Genomic DNA, 16,685 nt, shown 5'->3' with positions numbered 1-16,685 from the left:
AATTGGTTGGTTTCTAAGCCGCCTATGAGTCGGCGGGGAATCTCGAATTTTATTCGATTTGATGCACTTGCCACAAGGGTTTTAAAGGTTTTTTGTTGGTTGACCTTTTGTTTTTTTGCTTGTTGCAAGTATTTGTTTTTTATTCGGTTGTTAAAGAGCGGGGAAAAAAGGGTTTTATGATCAAAAATGATTGTTTGGATTATAGCTGAATGGGGTTAGCTTGCATATGAACTGACGAACCACAGATAGCCAACCTCAGTATAGCAAACGAGCTAACGCTGTATGCGAGTGAGAGACATTTAGCTATATTCTTAAATTACAATACCAAAATTGAATAGAAAAAATGATCATTTTTAATAAATGTACCCAAAGCCTAAAAAAGAACATCGCTTAAGCGATGTTCTTTTTTATAATGAAAAGGCTCTGATAGCCATAATGCTATCAGAGAGAAAAGTAGAGAATTACTCTAAAGCATAAGCAATCAGAGAATCACCTAATTTGGTGCCAAATGAGCTATGACCACCTGCCATAATGACGACATATTGTTTACCATTATGCTCATAGGTCATCGGAGTAGCTTGTCCGCCTGCTGGTAAGCGTGCTTCCCATACTTTTTCGCCATTTGAAGCATTGAAAGCGCGGATATAGTTGTCTTGGGTTGCCGCTACAAACATCACGTTACCCGCCGTTGACATCACACCACCTAATCCAGGAACTCCAATTTTTAATGGAGGTAATTGCATTAAATGCGGTAAGCTGTCGCGAATAGTACCAATGCGTGTTTTCCAAACGATACTATGGTCACTAATATCAACACCAGCAATAAAGCCCCAACCGGGTTGTTTACAAGGTAGTCCAAGTGGAGAGAGGAAAGGCTCTATTTTTACGCTATATGGTGTGCCATACATTGGCTGAAAGCCTTGTTCAGTCCCAGCACCTTTGACTTCTTCTTTACGATTAGGATTTTCCTTTTTCAATTTGGATACAAAAGGTAGCGCAAGTGGGTTCATTAACGCAATCTGACGTTGGCTATTTAATGACATTCCGCCCCATTCAAAGACGCCTAAATTTCCCGGGAAGACTAATGTACCATTTTCAGATGGTGGGGTATAAATGCCATCGTAGTTTAGACGCTTAAAGATGATACGACACATGAGTTGGTCAAACATTGTCGCACCCCACATATCTTTATCATATAGTCTATCTGGTGGCGCTAAATCAAGTGCAGAGAAAGGTTGGGTAGGGGAATAATGTTCCCCTTCGGTTTGTGGGCCTCTCGCCACTTTTTGTGGAACGGGACGTTCTTCAATTGGAATGAGTGGTTCTCCAGTTTCTCGGTTGAGAATAAAGAGATTTCCTGTTTTTGTTAATACATAAATGGCTGGAATCGATTGTCCTTCGTGATTAACGTAGCTACCTAAAGAAGGCTGTGAAGGAACGTCCATATCCCACAAGTCATGATGCGTGGTTTGAAAATGCCAAATGAGTTCGCCAGTGGTGGCATTTAAGGCTAGGACAGAGTTAGCATAACGCTCTTTTAACGGCGTGCGGTTACCACCCCAGATATCAGGCGTTCCAACCCCTGTTGGAATATAAATAATATCTCTTTCAGCATCATAGGCGAGTGGCGCCCAAGCGTTAGGTGAATTATGAACAAATTCTGTATCTTCACCGGGCATTGCATTCGGATCTTGTGCGCCAGTATCAAATACCCATTTGAGTTCTCCGCTATTAACATCGTAACCACGAATCACGCCCGATGGTTCTTTGGTTGAGAAGTTATCGGTTACTGAACCACCAATAATAATGGTAGAAGCGGTAACGACAGCAGGAGAGGTTGGGTTATATCCACCCGGATAGGCGTAAGGCATTTTTTTCTTCAAATCAATCGTGCCATTGTCTGCAAAATCGCTACAAGGTTCACCATTATCGGCATTGACGGCGATTAAGCGTCCATCATTGACAGGTAATAAAACTTTTCGCGGGCAAACAGTAGAGGGAATACTATCGCTGCGTTCTGCACTTTTAGGATTGATAATGCCGGCAGTTGCCTCATCATAATAAGAAACCCCACGGCAGGTCATGTGCTGAAAACGCTTAGTTGGCGCAAGATGTGGATCATATCGCCACAGACGTTCTCCAGTTGCTGGGTTAACCGCATCAAGAAATTGGTGAGCGGTACACATAAAGAGTTTATCTCCCACTTTGATAGGTGTTACTTCATAAGTGCTTTCACCAGAATCTTTTTCGGTTTTCATATCACCCGTGTTATATACCCAAGCCACTTTTAAATTTTTGGCATTTTCTGCGGTAATTTGTTTTAGAGGAGAGTAGCGAATCCCGGCTTGTGTCCGACCATAAGCGGGCCAATCAGCATCAGGAATACCGGGTGTTGAGATGCTTTCGGCAGGTTGCTGGCGAGTGATAGTTCCATTGATTTCTTGTGGGTCATTAAAAATGCTGTAACCCAAAGTGGCAAGAATGCCAGCCATCACAGCCATTAAAGCACCTTTTCCGACTTTCGCTTCGCTGTACTGACTCATGCTTCGGTTAGCACTTGGGCAGAGTAACCATAAACCCAATAAGAACCAAATATCTACCCTTGGTGCTAATGCCCAAAAGTCTGTGCCGACTTCCCAAACACCCCAAATAAGTGTACCAAGGGTGATAGCGGTATATAACCATATCGCGGTAACGGTGCTTTTTTGCCAAAGATAGGCATTAATGCCAAGTAAAAGACCAACAATTAGATAATAAGGAGAACCACCAAGGTAAACTAGCCAAGTTCCTCCAAATATTAAGGCTAAAGAAATGATGCTGAGAATAACCGTCGTTATTGGTTTACTCCAACCATCATATACAAAGCGTTTTGAACGCATAAACGACTCCTTCATTGTGGAATAAAGTGCTTAGGAAGCATGCCTAAACTTTTGTTATTATAGCGTTAAAAATTACAGAATGAATAAGATTTATGTTTTAGGGGGCAGTTATTTATAAAAATAAGTTTTAAAGTATAAATCATATATTGAGCTCGTTTCCTGATGGGGAGTCTCCCTAATTGGCACTGCTTTGGTATGTATTGAGTTGGTAGATTATTCTCTGCTTCCTCATTTTAAATGATTAGATACCGTTTTTTGTTTCTGCTCGTAAGCAGTTAATCCAAGAGGGTAAGCAGTGAATAATAGGACGGAAATAAGATTCAATTTTCTTAAGGGAATCTTTTTATAGGGATACATATTCTCTCCTCTATATTTTTATTGTTATTTTAAATGCAATGTTTGCGATAAAGCTATTATGACGTAAATAGTAAAAGTGGGTATAGCAAGAGAGGTTTGCTGAAATCATAGATTTCAGCAAACGTATAGAGAGTTAGTCTGATAATTGTGAGAGGTTTCTAACCGCGCCTTTATCTGCGCTTGTGGCAAGTAGAGCATAAGCTTTTAAAGCGGCTGAAACTTTTCTTGGGCGAGGTTCTGCGGGCTTCCAGCCTTTTTTATTTTGTTCGGCGCGACGTTTAGCCAGTTCCTCATCTGAAACGTCTAAGTGAATGCGGCGTTCTGGTATGTTGATATGAATAGTATCGCCATTTTTTACCAGCCCGATTGCACCACCAGCAGCGGCTTCTGGGGAGGCGTGACCGATAGAAAGTCCTGAGGTACCGCCAGAAAAGCGTCCGTCTGTGAGTAGGGCGCAGGCTTTTCCAAGTCCCATTGATTTAAGGTAGCTAGTTGGATAAAGCATTTCTTGCATTCCAGGACCGCCTTTTGGTCCTTCATAGCGAATAATCACGATGTCGCCAGCTTGGACTTTTTTCTTCAAAATGCCGTTTACAGCATCTTCTTGGCTTTCAAAGACAATGGCTTTTCCTGTAAAACGGTGAATGCTTTCATCAACACCTGCCGTTTTTACCACACAACCGTCTTCAGCAATGTTGCCGTAAAGCACGGCAAGCCCACCTTCTTGTGAGTAAGCGTGTTCTAGGTCGCGAATACAGCCGTTTGCTCTATCGGTATCGACGCTGTCGTAATGGCAGTTTTGGGAAAAGGCGGTTTGGCTAGGTAAGCCTGCCGGCCCAGCGCGATAGAAGTCTATGACAGTTTGAGATGGCGAGTGGGTTAGGTCGTAGGTTTGGAGTGCTTCTTTTAAGGTGAGGCTGTGAACGGTGGGTAATTCGCTATGGAGAAGTTGTGCGCGGTCAAGTTCCGCTAGGATGTTCATGATGCCACCCGCGCGATGCACGTCTTCGATGTGATATTTTTGGGTGTTTGGAGCGACTTTACAAAGTTGTGGAATGCGTTTGGAAAGGGCGTCAATGTCTTTCATGGTGTAATCCACACCAGCTTCTTGCGCAGCTGCTAATAAGTGGAGAATGGTATTGGTTGAACCGCCCATGGCGATATCTAGCGTCATGGCATTTTCAAAGGCTTCGTAGGTGGCAATGCTACGCGGTAAAACACGAGTATCGCCCTCGCCATAATAACGTTGGCATAGTTTCATAATGGTTTTCGCCGCATCTAAGAAAAGCTGTTTACGAGTGGCATGCGTAGCGAGAATAGTACCGTTGCCGGGAAGAGAAAGTCCCATGGCTTCAGTTAGGCAATTCATTGAGTTAGCGGTAAACATTCCTGAGCAGCTACCGCAGGTTGGACAAGCACTGCGTTCGACAGCAGAAACCGTTTCGTCATCAACTTCAGGATCAGCTGCCATCACCATGGCATCCACAAGGTCTAGCGAATGTTCGGCGAGTTTGGTTTTTCCGGCTTCCATTGGTCCACCAGAAACGAATACAACAGGAATATTGAGTCGCATGGCTGCCATTAGCATTCCGGGCGTGATTTTATCGCAGTTAGATATGCAAACCATGGCATCGGCACAATGCGCATTAACCATGTATTCCACGCTATCTGCAACAATATCGCGGCTAGGTAAGGAATAAAGCATCCCGTCGTGTCCCATTGCAATGCCGTCATCGACGGCAATGGTATTAAATTCTTTAGCGACACCGCCACAGGCTTCGATTTCTCGGGCAACTAATTGTCCCATGTCTTTTAAATGAACATGACCGGGAACAAATTGGGTAAAACTGTTTACAACGGCAATAATGGGTTTTTGAAAGTCATCATCTTTCATACCTGTTGCGCGCCATAATGCGCGTGCGCCTGCCATGTTACGACCGGCGGTAGAGGTTTGGGAGCGGAGAGGAATTTTGCGACTCATGAGATTTCCTAGTGATTGTTTGATTATCGATGGAGTTCTTGGTTATAGGTATGTTCACCAGCAAAAGGATTTGGCTGGGGCTGGTTAATTCTGTTATTGATTTCAAATAGGCTGACCACTCGAGCCACACCAGATACACGACGGGCAACGTTAATAGCCGCATTGGCTTCGTTTTGTGTGAGTAGTCCCATTAGATAGGTTACGCCGTGCTCTGTAACCACTTTTACGCGGTTTGGGTTAAAGCCCGCAATATTGACATCAAATAAGGCGGTTTTTACTTTAGCGGTTTGTTTGGTGTCATAAGCACGATTGGCTAAGCTACTCCTTGGACCAATAATGATGTCGTTAACGACTCTTTTGGTTCCTTCTGTTCGTGCTGCAATGGTTTCAGCGTCTTGCCGAATGGTTTGATTAGCCGCTTCGCCAGTGAGTAGGACAACGCCATCATAAGTAGTAACATTGATGTGGCTATAATCAGCAATGCGTTTGATATTGGCAATTTTGCTCGCAATACTAAGTTGTAAGGTACGGTCATCAACGACTCTGCCAGTGGTTCGTCTATCATTAGCGACTACTGCTCCAGTAGCAGCACCTCCAATAATAAGTGGCGCACATCCTTGTAAAGCGATTAAGCAAACTAAGCTAAATAGTAGAGTCTTTTTCATAAGTGAAATAATAAGTTGTTATGGAAAGATGGGAAATTATAGCAAAGAGAAATCAATAGACGCATAAGATAAAATTGGATAAAAAATTATTGAATAACTGGTCCATCACTATTGATTGCGGTTTTTAAGCGATTGATAAGTTCGCGGTAATCGGTTTCTCTTTGGTGACCAATGATGTCTAGATGAGGAATACCTTTGCCTTTTACGATGTAAAATCCGCCGTCTGGTGCGGTTTCAATGCCGTCAAGGGTTAGTTTGTGTCCTTGAAGTTGTGCTCGAATGCCTAGCTTTTGATAGGGAAATTTGTTTAATAAGCGGACAAATTCTCTGATAGCGACAGAAGCACCACCAGCTTGAGTCAGATATTGCACGGCTTTATGACTGATTTTTCGTGTTCCAGGATTTTGGAGATCAGTATAAAGATAAGCGTCAAATTGCTGTGGTTGCCAATTTGCCAAAGCAACGTCATTAATTTCGCCACTTAGATTCCCTTGTATTTCGGCAATATTAAAAGCATGAGTCAATTGTGTAAGGTCTATATGTTCCAGCGCAATACTGAAATAAAGTAAGGGAATAGGTGCAAAAAGCTGATGAATCACTAAGTCATTAACCATAATTTGGCCATTAAAAGCATGAATACGTACAGGCTGTCCCAAGTATAACCCTTCATTGGTAAAGGTAACTTCAGGAAAACTGCCACTAATATTGCCTTGGAAAGGCGGAAGGTCTAGGGCATTCGTTAGGGCTTCTAAATCAATAGGCTCAATTTGCATTTTGAGCTGGTAGCGTGCTTTAGGAAGTGCTTTTAAATCCGAGATAACAAGCGCACCGCCTAAAATGGGTAACCGAAAAGGAGCCGTTAATTGTGGTTGACCATTATGAAAGCGAAAAGAAAGTTTCGCCGCACCAATGGGTAGTTTACGCCAACGGCTCGGCGCAATGCGTATTTCGCTTAATCCACTTTCACCAATTTGCCCATCTAAACCTTTAAGCGCAAAGCGATCTTGTTTATCGGTTATATCAATATGGTTTAAAACAATATTAGGATGTGTAATCCCTTGGTCTTTTTCCCAATGACCGCTAATAAATAAGCTTCCCGTTAAAGTTGCATCTTCTAATAGGGTTTCTGCTAAATAAGCTTTTAAATAGCGTTGGTAAAGGGTATTGGCTTCTCCAGATAGCTGGTAAAGCGTTATGGTATCAACGGATTTTTGATTGAAATGATAAGTTAAATCTAAATGCGCTAGGGTATTAGGACTTTGCGCGCGCAAGTTTTGAATGGTCAGTTTTTCGTTGTTTTCTGCTAATTCTGCTGAAAACTGAATCGGCGCTTCAGAAAAGTTAAGATATAAAGGATTGATGAATATTTCGCCTTGTTCTAATTCTCCTTTAATTCGTCCTGTCCAACCATTTTCTGTTTGCTCAAGAGAGAGTCCTAAATGAACATTGAGCTTTTCCGCAGCTTGCATTTGGTCTGTGCTATGCCAGCTACCATTTTCTAAAAGAATATCGCCTGTTAATTGCCAGCCATGGTTAGCATAATAAATTTTGAGGTTAGGAATAAGCGTTCCTGTTAAAGTTTCATCGATATAAATTCCAATAAAAGATAGGATAGCTCGCAATTGTTTAGCAGTTAACTGCTTTTGAGCTAAGGTGAGCATTTTTTGTTGGTTTTGCCAACGAATTTTAAGTAAAGGCGTTTTACCACTCAGGCTTAATTCTAAATTTTCTGGTGTTTGTAAGGTTTGCTGGAAAAAGTCTTTTAAAGTGGTCGCAGAAAGGTTTAGATAAAGAGGATTCTTATTATAAAATGCGGTAACTATTAGTTTTTTAATGGATAAATCTGCTCCTTCTCTAACGGCTTTTCCCTCAAAATGAACAGGTTGGTAGGTATGCCCACTTGCAATGAATCGTTGAGCTTCTCCTTGTAGTGAAAAGCTTTTAAGGTCTAGGGATTTTGCTTGTATCGCTAAGTTGTGTAGCTGTTGTTGCCCAATTTTTGCTTGTTCTACTTCTATTTCTACTGTCCACGCGCAAAGAAATAAAATGATTAAAAAAAGAAATGTTTGTTTCATATTGATATTATAACCATAGAACTTGATTTTTCTGTGAGTATCCCTCATAAAGTTAAAAGTTTATCAATTAAGCAAGGAATGGAAATGTCTAGTGAAAATCATCAAAAATCTACCGTTGAACAAGAGTCTATTGATTCTGCTGGTGAAAATGAAAGCACACAACCTATTGATGCTGATACTATTGCACAAGAATTTGAAAGTTGCCAATTTATTGATCCTAGAGATGAAGAAATTGCGAAGTTGAGCGAACAAGTCGCAATATTGAAAGATCAAGTAATTCGTGAGCGCGCCGAAAATGATAATCTGCGTAAACGTCAAGAAAGAGAGCTTAGTAATGCTCATAAATTTGCTGCAGAGCGTCTCATTAAAGATTTGTTACCCGTATTGGATTCTTTAACGCTTGGCTTGCAAGCAGCGGAAGAAAATGCGGAAAAGCCCGAAGCGATTAAGCAATTTATCGAAGGCAGCGAAATGACTTTGAAAATTCTACGAGAAAATTTGCAAAAAAATGGCGTAGAAGAAATCAACCCAGTTGGTGAAAAATTTAATCCAGAATTACATGAAGCAGTGACGATGGTACCTAGCCCTGAACATGAAAATAATACTGTGTTACATGTGGCACAGAAAGGTTATGTCTTAAATGGCAGAACGGTTAGAGCAGCACAAGTCGTCGTCGCAAAAAATTAATTTTTAGAGAGTTGCTTGATTTTTTTTAAGCTGCTCCCATTTAAGATTTATTAAATTTTTTAATTTTTAAGGAAAATATTATGGGAAAAATTATTGGAATTGACTTGGGAACAACTAACTCATGTGTAGCCGTTATGGATGGCGATAAAGCCAAAGTCATCGAAAATGCAGAAGGTGCGCGTACTACTCCTTCAATTGTTGCCTTTACAGAAGATGGAGAAGTGTTGGTTGGACAACCAGCAAAACGCCAAGCAGTAACTAACCCCAAAAATACCCTTTATGCCATTAAGCGCTTAATTGGTCGTCGCTTTGATGAAGCAGAAGTGCAAAAAGATATTAAATTGGTACCATACAATATCGTTAAAGCTGATAATGGCGATGCTTGGGTAGAAGTTGAAGGTAAAAAAATGGCACCGCCAGAAATTTCTGCTCGTGTATTGATGAAAATGAAGAAGACAGCAGAAGATTATCTCGGTGAAAAAGTCACAGAAGCGGTTATTACAGTTCCTGCTTACTTTAATGATAGTCAGCGTCAAGCAACAAAAGACGCAGGTAAAATTGCTGGTTTAGAAGTTAAACGTATTATTAACGAGCCGACTGCTGCTGCATTAGCTTATGGTTTAGAACATGGTGCAAAAGATGCCAAAATCGCCGTTTATGATTTAGGTGGTGGTACCTTTGATATTTCTATCATCGAAACCGTTAATTTAGATGAAGAAGGTCAGCAATTCGAAGTGCTTGCCACCAATGGTGATACTTTCCTAGGTGGGGAAGATTTTGATAGCCGAATTATTGATTATTTAGTCAGTGAGTTTAAGAAAGATCAAGGTATTGATTTATCGCATGACTCTTTAGCGCTTCAACGTTTAAAAGAAGCTGCTGAAAAAGCAAAAATTGAGTTGTCTTCTTCACAGCAAACTGACATTAACTTGCCATACATCACAGCAGATGCCACTGGACCTAAGCACATGAATTTAAAACTCACTCGTGCGAAATTAGAGTCTTTAGTAGCGGATTTGATTGAGCGTTCACTTGAGCCTTGCCGTATCGCAATGAAAGATGCTGGCTTATCAAATAGTGATATTACTGATGTTATTTTGGTAGGTGGTCAAACACGTATGCCAAAAGTCCAAGAAGCAGTTAAAAACTTCTTTGGTAAAGAGCCACGCAAAGATGTTAACCCAGATGAAGCGGTTGCGATTGGTGCTGCAATTCAAGGTGGTGTACTTGGTGGTGATGTAAAAGATGTTCTATTGCTAGATGTTACTCCGCTATCACTAGGCATTGAAACAATGGGTGGTGTGATGACCAAACTCATTGAGAAAAATACCACTATCCCAACAAATGCTTCTCAAGTCTTCTCTACTGCTGAAGACAATCAAAGTGCGGTAACTATCCACGTTTTACAAGGTGAACGTCAGCAAGCCAGTGCGAATAAATCATTAGGTCGTTTTGATTTGACTGATATTCGTCCAGCGCCTCGTGGTATGCCACAAATCGAAGTTACTTTCGATATTGACGCCAACGGTATTTTAAATGTTTCTGCAAAAGATAAGGAAACAGGAAAAGAGCAATCTATCGTAATTAAAGCAAGCTCTGGACTTTCAGATGAAGAGGTTCAACGCATGGTTCAAGATGCAGAGGCACATGCGGAAGAAGATAAGAAATTCCAAGAGCGTGTTGAAGCGAAAAACCAAGCAGAATCTATGATTAATGGTGTAGAAAAAGCGATTACTGAATTAGGTGATGAAGTGAGCGCTGATGAGAAAGCTCCTGTAGAGGAAGCAATTAAAGCATTACGCGAGGTCATGGATGGAGACGATACAGATGCTATTAAGAGCAAAACAGAAGCTTTAATGACTGCTGCATCGCCAGTCATGCAAAAATCTTATGAAAAAATGAGTCAGCAAGCCTCTTCAGCAGCAGGTGAAGCCGAGCCTAAGAAGGCAGATGATGGTGTCGTTGACGCAGATTTTGAAGAAGTTGATCCAAATAAAAAAGACTAACAATTTTCTATTTAACGAATGGAGAGGGCGGGAAACCGCCCTTTTTTAAAGCATGGCAGAAAAAGATTTATATGCAATTTTAGGGGTATCGAGAAGTGCTAGTCCAGATGAAATAAAGAAAGCTTATCGTAAGCTTTCTATGAAATGGCACCCTGACCGTAATCCTGATAATAAAGAAGAAGCTGAAAAAAAATTCAAAGAAATTAGTAAAGCGTATGAAATTCTTTCTGATGCGCAAAAGAAATCTACCTACGATAGATTTGGATTTGATGCAGCTAGTGGTCAAGGCGGTGGATTTGGCGGCTTTGGTGGCAGTGGTGCGAGCTTCTCTGACATTTTTGGCGATGTTTTTGGCGATATCTTTGGCGGAGGGCGCGGTGGTAGTTCTCAACGGCAAAATCGTGGTAGAGATTTAGCTTATGAGCTGGATTTATCTTTGGAGGAAGCCACCCAAGGAAAAGAAGTTCAGATAAAAATCCCGACACAAGTTAAGTGTAAAAAATGTAGCGGGACAGGTGCGACAGAAAAATCGAAGAAAAAAACGTGCCCTACTTGTAATGGCGCTGGGCAAGTTCGTATGCAGCAAGGATTTTTCTCAATTGCGCAGCCTTGTCCTACCTGTCAGGGAAGAGGGCAAGTTATTGAAAATCCTTGTGATGAATGTCACGGTTCAGGAAGAGTTAAAGATACACGCACGCTTAATGTGAACATTCCAGCCGGCGTAGATACGGGTGATAGAATTCGTTTAAATGGTGAAGGTGAAGCTGGAGAAATGGGTGGACCTGCTGGGGATTTATATGTAGAGGTACGCGTTCGTAAACATCCTATTTTTACTCGAGAAGGCGATCATCTCTATTGTGAAATGCCAATTAGCTTTGTCACCGCTTGTTTAGGCGGCGAAATTGAAGTCCCAACTTTAGGTGGAAAAGTCATGCTAACCATACCTGCGGAAACACAAACAGGAAAAACTTTCCGTTTAAGAGGGAAAGGTGTGAAATCTGTTCGTAGCTATGCTGCTGGCGATTTATATTGTACGGTTAGTATTGAAACACCGGTAAATCTTTCAAAAGAACAAAAAGATTTATTGCAACAGTTTGAAAAAACACTTCATGCGGGTGGGCAACGTCATGCCCCTAAAGAGAGTGGATTTTTGAATCGGGTGAAAGAATTTTTTGATAATTTGTAACGCAGATTGATCACTATAGCCAACTTCCCAAAAACTGCATACAACGTTAACTCAATATCCACTTCGAAAACAGTATTCTATCTCCAAGTACCGTATGTGTTTTTTAGGAAGTTGGCTATAGATCATCTATTACATAATTGAAAATGTGTAGATTTTAAAATGGGCGGTTATCCGCCCATTTTTTATTTCTATTTATTTTGGATGTACCATTTCTGCAGGTTGAACGTATTTATCGAAATCTTCCGCGGAGAGTAATCCCAATTCAATAGCAGTTTCTTTTAAAGATTTATCATTTTTATAGGCTGTTTTCGCAATTTTAGCAGCATTTTCATAGCCAACATAACGATTTAGCGCTGTTACTAGCATTAAAGAGTGGTGCAAGAAATAGTCAATTTTTTCTTTGACAGGTTCGATACCAACAGCACAGTTGCGATTAAAGCTATCGCACGCATCTCCCAATAATTGGATAGATTGCAGTAGGTTAAAAGCAATAATAGGCATGTAAACATTAAGCTCAAAGTTTCCAGATGCCCCAGCCATTGAGATACAAGTATCGTTACCATAGACTTGGCAAACCACCATTGTCACAGCTTCACATTGGGTAGGATTCACTTTACCAGGCATGATAGAGCTGCCCGGCTCATTTTCAGGGATTTTTAGCTCTCCTAATCCGCAACGAGGACCGCTTGCTAACCAACGAATGTCATTAGCAATTTTATTCAAGCTAGCCGCTAAAGTTTTTAGACTGCCTGAAGCAAAAACGCAAGCATCCCGTCCAGCTAAAGCTTCAAATTTATTTGGTGCAGTCACGAAAGGAAGGTTGGTTAAAGTAGCCAATTCCGCGGCAGCTTTTTCTGCGTAGTCTGGATGGCTATTTAAACCTGTGCCAACAGCAGTGCCTCCTAACGGTAATTCGTAGAGATATTTGAGTGCATCTTGCAAACGCTCTAAACCATGGTCAAGTTGGCTGACGTAGCCTGAAAACTCTTGTCCTAAGGTCAGGGGCGTTGCATCTTGTAAGTGTGTACGTCCAATTTTTACGATGTCTTTAAAGCTTTCTGCTTTTTGAGCAAGTGTGTCGCGTAATGCTTTGACTTGAGGAATGAGATGACGATTGATTTCTCTTGCAGCAGCCACATGAATGGCAGTTGGAAAAGAGTCGTTAGTTGATTGTGCGTGGTTAACATGGTCATTTGGATGAACAGGTTTATATCTACCTCGTGGATTACCCGCAATTTCATTTGCACGATTGGCGAGTACTTCGTTCATATTCATATTAGATTGTGTACCAGAACCCGTTTGATAAGGAACAAGTGGGAATTGGTCGTTTAATTTGCCAGCTAAAACATCGTCAGTGGCTTGAATGATTAAATTACGTTGCTTTTCTTCTATTCTGCCGAGTGAGGCATTAGTGATAGCAGCGGCTTTTTTAACTAAAGCCATGGCTTCTATCAAACTATGCGGGAGTTTGTCTGTACCGATTTTAAAGTTTTCATAACTGCGTTGCGTTTGTGCGCCCCAATAAGCGTTTTCATCAACGGCAATTTCGCCCATAGTATCGTGTTCAATACGAGTTGTCATAATGCCCTCTTGGGTTGTTAATGGTATGAGGCATTATAAGCGAAATTGCTGTGAATAGTTGTGGTAGCTGTCTTTATTCGTGATGAAACTTGAGTTGATGATTAGAAATTTTCCATTGTTGAGTAGCAGATTGGGGAGAGTAGGGCAAATGTAGCGCATTAAATAGTATATTAAGAGTGTGCGCTGTTGGACTGTTAGGTAAAAGATTTAAGGAAAGCTCACTATGATTAAAATAGGTATAAGGGGTTTTCTGTAAACTGAGCAGTTGTAAAGGATTTTGGAATTGCTCAGTGAGCATCAGGTTAGCTTGAATTTCTTTTTGGTTTTGTAAATTGAGCGCTTGGAAGATTAAATCAAACTGATTTTTGTTGGCAATAAGCTGATGGAGTAAAAGGTGTTTCATATTAGTCGTAGGATTGTCTAGGATGCTATGAAATGTTCCTGAAAATTTCGTATTGGCATAATTGAGTGCATCATTTGGAGATATTTGCCAATGTAGTGATTGGCTTTGACCCTGAAAATGAATATCTTTTAGTTGATAAAGCTTAGTTTTTGTAAAGAATTTAAGATGATTGATTATTAGAGTAGGTGTTTGTATTTTTTGGATATGAGTAGAGATGGTGAGCTGTGTACTTAAATTGAGTTGAAGATGACTTTGAAGATTATTGGTTGTGTCATATAGCGTCGCATCGATAAGGTTGGTACCTGTTTTGATTAGTGGCGCGTGCACAAGGTTAAGCATGAGTGGCTGAGTTGGATTGTTAGGAAGAGTAACTAATAGTTTTACGTCACTGCTAAACCAACCTTTTTGATAGTACTCAATGGTGATAGGGAGGTTTTGAAGGGTTTGTCGAATAAATTTTTCGGTAAAAATACCAATAATGGCTGGGCTGAGAAAAATTATTCCAATGACTAGAAGTGTTAAAGTCGCAAGGATTTTTTTCATAGGAGCGGTGATTTGGAAATAGAGCGATTAGTTAGACTGTGATACAGCCACCTTGTTTAATAAAGGAAAAGGTGCGTTTGATAATCGTTTCTGCTTGGGTTTGTAGTTCTGGTGTGACAGCATAATGACAAGCAATGCCGCTGATATTCACAATTAGGTAGTTTCGCGCAAGCGTTAAGTCAGTTCTAGGCGGTAAAATGCCTGTTTCGAGTGCTTGTTTTAGAATGTTATTGAGTTGCTGATGCCAAACTTGTTTATAGCGTTGAAGTAGGGTAGCAAGAGGAGATTCTGGTGTACTTTGCTGCGTATTTAGTAAACGATGAAAGTGCAGATGGTCTTTACTTTCTAATAAGGTACGGAAAAACTGGCAATAAACGTCTGATAAGGTTGTCCAAGGTGTGGCGCTATCTGCAGCCGATTGTATTTGTTGGCTAAGGTGATCAAAGTATTTTTCACCAATGGCAGAAAGTAAGTCTGTTTTATCTTTAAAATGCCAATAAAATGCACCTCGAGTAAGGTTTGCTGCGGTAGCGATGTCGCTAATGGTCGTTGCGCGGTAGCCTTTTTCATCAAATAGAATCAGTCCTGCCGTTAAAAGAGCAGTACGTGTTTGTTCGGCTTCGGCTTTAGTGCGACGCATAGGTTTTAATAGCTTGGACGAGTATTGGGTGGTGGAAGTTGTTCTCCCCAGTATTCTTCTAAGGTATGAATTTTACCTTTTTCATGGTGAATGAAAGAAACAACATGATAGCTTTTTTGTGTATTAAAGATTCGTACAGCCGTAATCGTCAGATTAGTCATGACATCACAACGCTCAATATCCGCTTGCCAAGTTCCCGGATAATTTGTATTCACGCGAATAAAGGCTTCTCCAGTGTGTCGCCAGTAAATTTTGGCATTAAACTGAAAAAATTGGCGCAGAGGCTCTTCTCGCTGAGAGCAGATAATGCGCCAATAGTTTTCAGCCATAGAGCGAGTAAAAAAGGAATTAGTAGCCATTAGGAATTTGCTGATGGTAGTCCGTTTGCTGCTGATATTGATGAACGAGGTTGAGCAGTCTAGGCTCGGAGAAATGTGGTCCAATCAATTGACAGCCAACAGGTAGTCCATTGATAAAGCCAGCTGGATGGCTAATGGCGGGGAGTCCTGCTAGGTTAACGGAAACGGTATAAAGATCGCCTAGGAACATAGCAACAGGGTCATCTGTTTTACTGCCAATTTCAAAGGCAGTTTCTGGCGTGGTTGGTCCTAAAATGACATCGCATTTGGTGAAGGCTTTTTGAAAGCTTTGTAAGATAGCTCGTCTTCCACGGCGTGCTTGCTCATAGTAAGCATCGTAATAGCCGGCGGAAAGGGCATAAGTTCCAATAAGAATTCGACGTTTGACTTCTGCACCAAAACCTTCGCTACGGCTACGGCGATAGAGATCTTCAAGGTCTTTTGGATTTTCACATCGATAGCCATAGCGAACACCGTCATAACGCGCTAGGTTTGAAGAAGCTTCCGCAGAGGCAATTAAATAGTAGCTTGCAATTGCAATATCGGTATTTTCGAGTTCGATATCTTTAAGCGTTGCGCCTAATTTTTCATAAATGGCAGCAGCAGCGCGGATGGTTTCCGTCATTTTATCGTCTAGTCCTTCAAAGTATTGACGAGGAATACCAATCGTTATTCCGTTTAAGGGTTGATTGAGTTCATGTGTAAACTCGGTAACGGTTTTTTGACTTGATGTACTGTCTTTTGGGTCATGTCCTGCCATGTGGTTAAGAATTAAAGCGCAATCTTCCGCTGTTTGTGCAATCGGTCCTGCCTGATCTAGGCTAGAAGCATAGGAAATCATTCCCCAACGTGAGCAAGTACCATAGGTGGGTTTGATACCTGTCACACCGCAGTAAGCAGCTGGTTGGCGAATGGAACCACCCGTATCTGAACCTGTTGCATAGGGGACTAAACGCGCTGCGACTGCCGCAGCACTCCCGCCAGAGGAGCCACCGGGAACAATGTTGTGTTGCCAAGGGTTGTGAACGGCGCCAAATGCGCTGTGTTCGTTTGATGAGCCCATAGCAAATTCATCCATTGACAGTTTACCTGTCATAATGGCGCCCGCATGAGAAAGGTTCTCAGCAATGGTTGCCGTATGTGGCGGAATAAAGTGCTCTAACATTTTTGAAGCAGCGGTAGTAATGATGCCAGCAGTACAAAAGATATCTTTATGCGCCATTGGGATACCATCTAATGGGCTAAGGGTTTCGCCTTTCGCGCGTCTTTCATCTGATTGGGCAGCGAGTGTTAGCGCATGTTCTTCTGTGGTGCGGATAAAAG

The 16,685-nt window shown here is 41.4% G+C and carries 12 protein-coding genes; 3 read left to right on the top strand and 9 right to left on the bottom strand.

Features of this window, described 5'->3' with window-relative positions; genetic code table 11:
* Nucleotides 1-461: 461 nt before the first annotated feature.
* The 4 genes from A5N85_RS06075 to A5N85_RS06060 form a co-directional block, all read right to left on the bottom strand.
* The gene (locus tag A5N85_RS06075; protein WP_072576433.1) at nucleotides 462-2,879 is read right to left on the bottom strand and encodes a glucose/quinate/shikimate family membrane-bound PQQ-dependent dehydrogenase; all 2,418 of its coding nucleotides are present in this window, start codon (nucleotides 2,877-2,879) and stop codon (nucleotides 462-464) included.
* Between the two features lie 490 nt (nucleotides 2,880-3,369).
* Nucleotides 3,370-5,217, bottom strand: a complete 1,848-nt coding sequence (gene ilvD / locus A5N85_RS06070) for a dihydroxy-acid dehydratase (RefSeq protein WP_211268088.1) — start codon at nucleotides 5,215-5,217, stop codon at nucleotides 3,370-3,372.
* A gap of 23 nt (nucleotides 5,218-5,240) precedes the next feature.
* Entirely contained in the window at nucleotides 5,241-5,882 is a 642-nt protein-coding gene (locus A5N85_RS06065; RefSeq protein ID WP_072576432.1) for a BON domain-containing protein, read from the bottom strand.
* An 86-nt stretch (nucleotides 5,883-5,968) separates the two neighbouring features.
* Nucleotides 5,969-7,957, bottom strand: a complete 1,989-nt coding sequence (locus A5N85_RS06060; protein ID WP_072576431.1) for a hypothetical protein — start codon at nucleotides 7,955-7,957, stop codon at nucleotides 5,969-5,971.
* 84 nt (nucleotides 7,958-8,041) lie between these two features.
* On the opposite strand from A5N85_RS06060, the gene grpE reads away from it, so the two are divergent.
* From grpE to dnaJ, 3 genes are all read left to right on the top strand, one after another.
* A complete protein-coding gene (gene grpE, locus A5N85_RS06055) occupies nucleotides 8,042-8,644 on the top strand; it encodes a nucleotide exchange factor GrpE (RefSeq protein WP_072576435.1) in 603 nt (200 codons plus the stop codon).
* 80 nt (nucleotides 8,645-8,724) lie between these two features.
* A complete protein-coding gene (gene dnaK / locus A5N85_RS06050; protein WP_072576430.1) occupies nucleotides 8,725-10,650 on the top strand; it encodes a molecular chaperone DnaK in 1,926 nt (641 codons plus the stop codon).
* Between the two features lie 52 nt (nucleotides 10,651-10,702).
* The gene (gene dnaJ, locus A5N85_RS06045; RefSeq protein WP_072576429.1) at nucleotides 10,703-11,836 is read left to right on the top strand and encodes a molecular chaperone DnaJ; all 1,134 of its coding nucleotides are present in this window, start codon (nucleotides 10,703-10,705) and stop codon (nucleotides 11,834-11,836) included.
* A 192-nt stretch (nucleotides 11,837-12,028) separates the two neighbouring features.
* Here dnaJ and fumC read toward each other — a convergent pair whose 3' ends face one another.
* From fumC to gatA, 5 genes are all read right to left on the bottom strand, one after another.
* A complete protein-coding gene (gene fumC / locus A5N85_RS06040) occupies nucleotides 12,029-13,417 on the bottom strand; it encodes a class II fumarate hydratase (RefSeq protein WP_072576428.1) in 1,389 nt (462 codons plus the stop codon).
* 73 nt (nucleotides 13,418-13,490) lie between these two features.
* Nucleotides 13,491-14,363, bottom strand: coding sequence for a hypothetical protein (locus tag A5N85_RS06035; RefSeq protein WP_072576427.1), 873 nt, complete (start codon nucleotides 14,361-14,363; stop codon nucleotides 13,491-13,493).
* A gap of 31 nt (nucleotides 14,364-14,394) precedes the next feature.
* Nucleotides 14,395-15,003, bottom strand: coding sequence for a TetR/AcrR family transcriptional regulator (locus A5N85_RS06030; protein WP_072576426.1), 609 nt, complete (start codon nucleotides 15,001-15,003; stop codon nucleotides 14,395-14,397).
* Nucleotides 15,004-15,008: 5 nt separating this feature from the next.
* Entirely contained in the window at nucleotides 15,009-15,362 is a 354-nt protein-coding gene (locus tag A5N85_RS06025; RefSeq protein ID WP_084601669.1) for a hypothetical protein, read from the bottom strand.
* Nucleotides 15,352-16,685 (bottom strand): Asp-tRNA(Asn)/Glu-tRNA(Gln) amidotransferase subunit GatA (gatA, locus tag A5N85_RS06020; protein ID WP_072576425.1); only part of this gene is annotated, 1,334 nt, incomplete at its 5' end. The genes A5N85_RS06025 and gatA, both read right to left, overlap by 11 nt.

This window comes from Suttonella ornithocola (assembly GCF_001889065.1).
Lineage (GTDB): Bacteria > Pseudomonadota > Gammaproteobacteria > Cardiobacteriales > Cardiobacteriaceae > Suttonella_A > Suttonella_A ornithocola.
Note: the sequence above shows the minus strand (reverse complement) of the source record. Positions and strands in the feature narration are given on the sequence as shown.

Excerpts from the sequence above, each read along its gene's own strand:
- A5N85_RS06075 (WP_072576433.1), bottom strand. The coding sequence starts at position 2,879 with ATGCGTTCAAAACGCTTTGTATATGATGGTTGGAGTAAACCAATAACG.
- ilvD (WP_211268088.1), bottom strand. The coding sequence starts at position 5,217 with ATGAGTCGCAAAATTCCTCTCCGCTCCCAAACCTCTACCGCCGGTCGT.
- A5N85_RS06065 (WP_072576432.1), bottom strand. The coding sequence starts at position 5,882 with ATGAAAAAGACTCTACTATTTAGCTTAGTTTGCTTAATCGCTTTACAA.
- A5N85_RS06060 (WP_072576431.1), bottom strand. The coding sequence starts at position 7,957 with ATGAAACAAACATTTCTTTTTTTAATCATTTTATTTCTTTGCGCGTGG.
- grpE (WP_072576435.1), top strand. The coding sequence starts at position 8,042 with ATGTCTAGTGAAAATCATCAAAAATCTACCGTTGAACAAGAGTCTATT.
- dnaK (WP_072576430.1), top strand. The coding sequence starts at position 8,725 with ATGGGAAAAATTATTGGAATTGACTTGGGAACAACTAACTCATGTGTA.
- dnaJ (WP_072576429.1), top strand. The coding sequence starts at position 10,703 with ATGGCAGAAAAAGATTTATATGCAATTTTAGGGGTATCGAGAAGTGCT.
- fumC (WP_072576428.1), bottom strand. The coding sequence starts at position 13,417 with ATGACAACTCGTATTGAACACGATACTATGGGCGAAATTGCCGTTGAT.
- A5N85_RS06035 (WP_072576427.1), bottom strand. The coding sequence starts at position 14,363 with ATGAAAAAAATCCTTGCGACTTTAACACTTCTAGTCATTGGAATAATT.
- A5N85_RS06030 (WP_072576426.1), bottom strand. The coding sequence starts at position 15,003 with ATGCGTCGCACTAAAGCCGAAGCCGAACAAACACGTACTGCTCTTTTA.
- A5N85_RS06025 (WP_084601669.1), bottom strand. The coding sequence starts at position 15,362 with ATGGCTACTAATTCCTTTTTTACTCGCTCTATGGCTGAAAACTATTGG.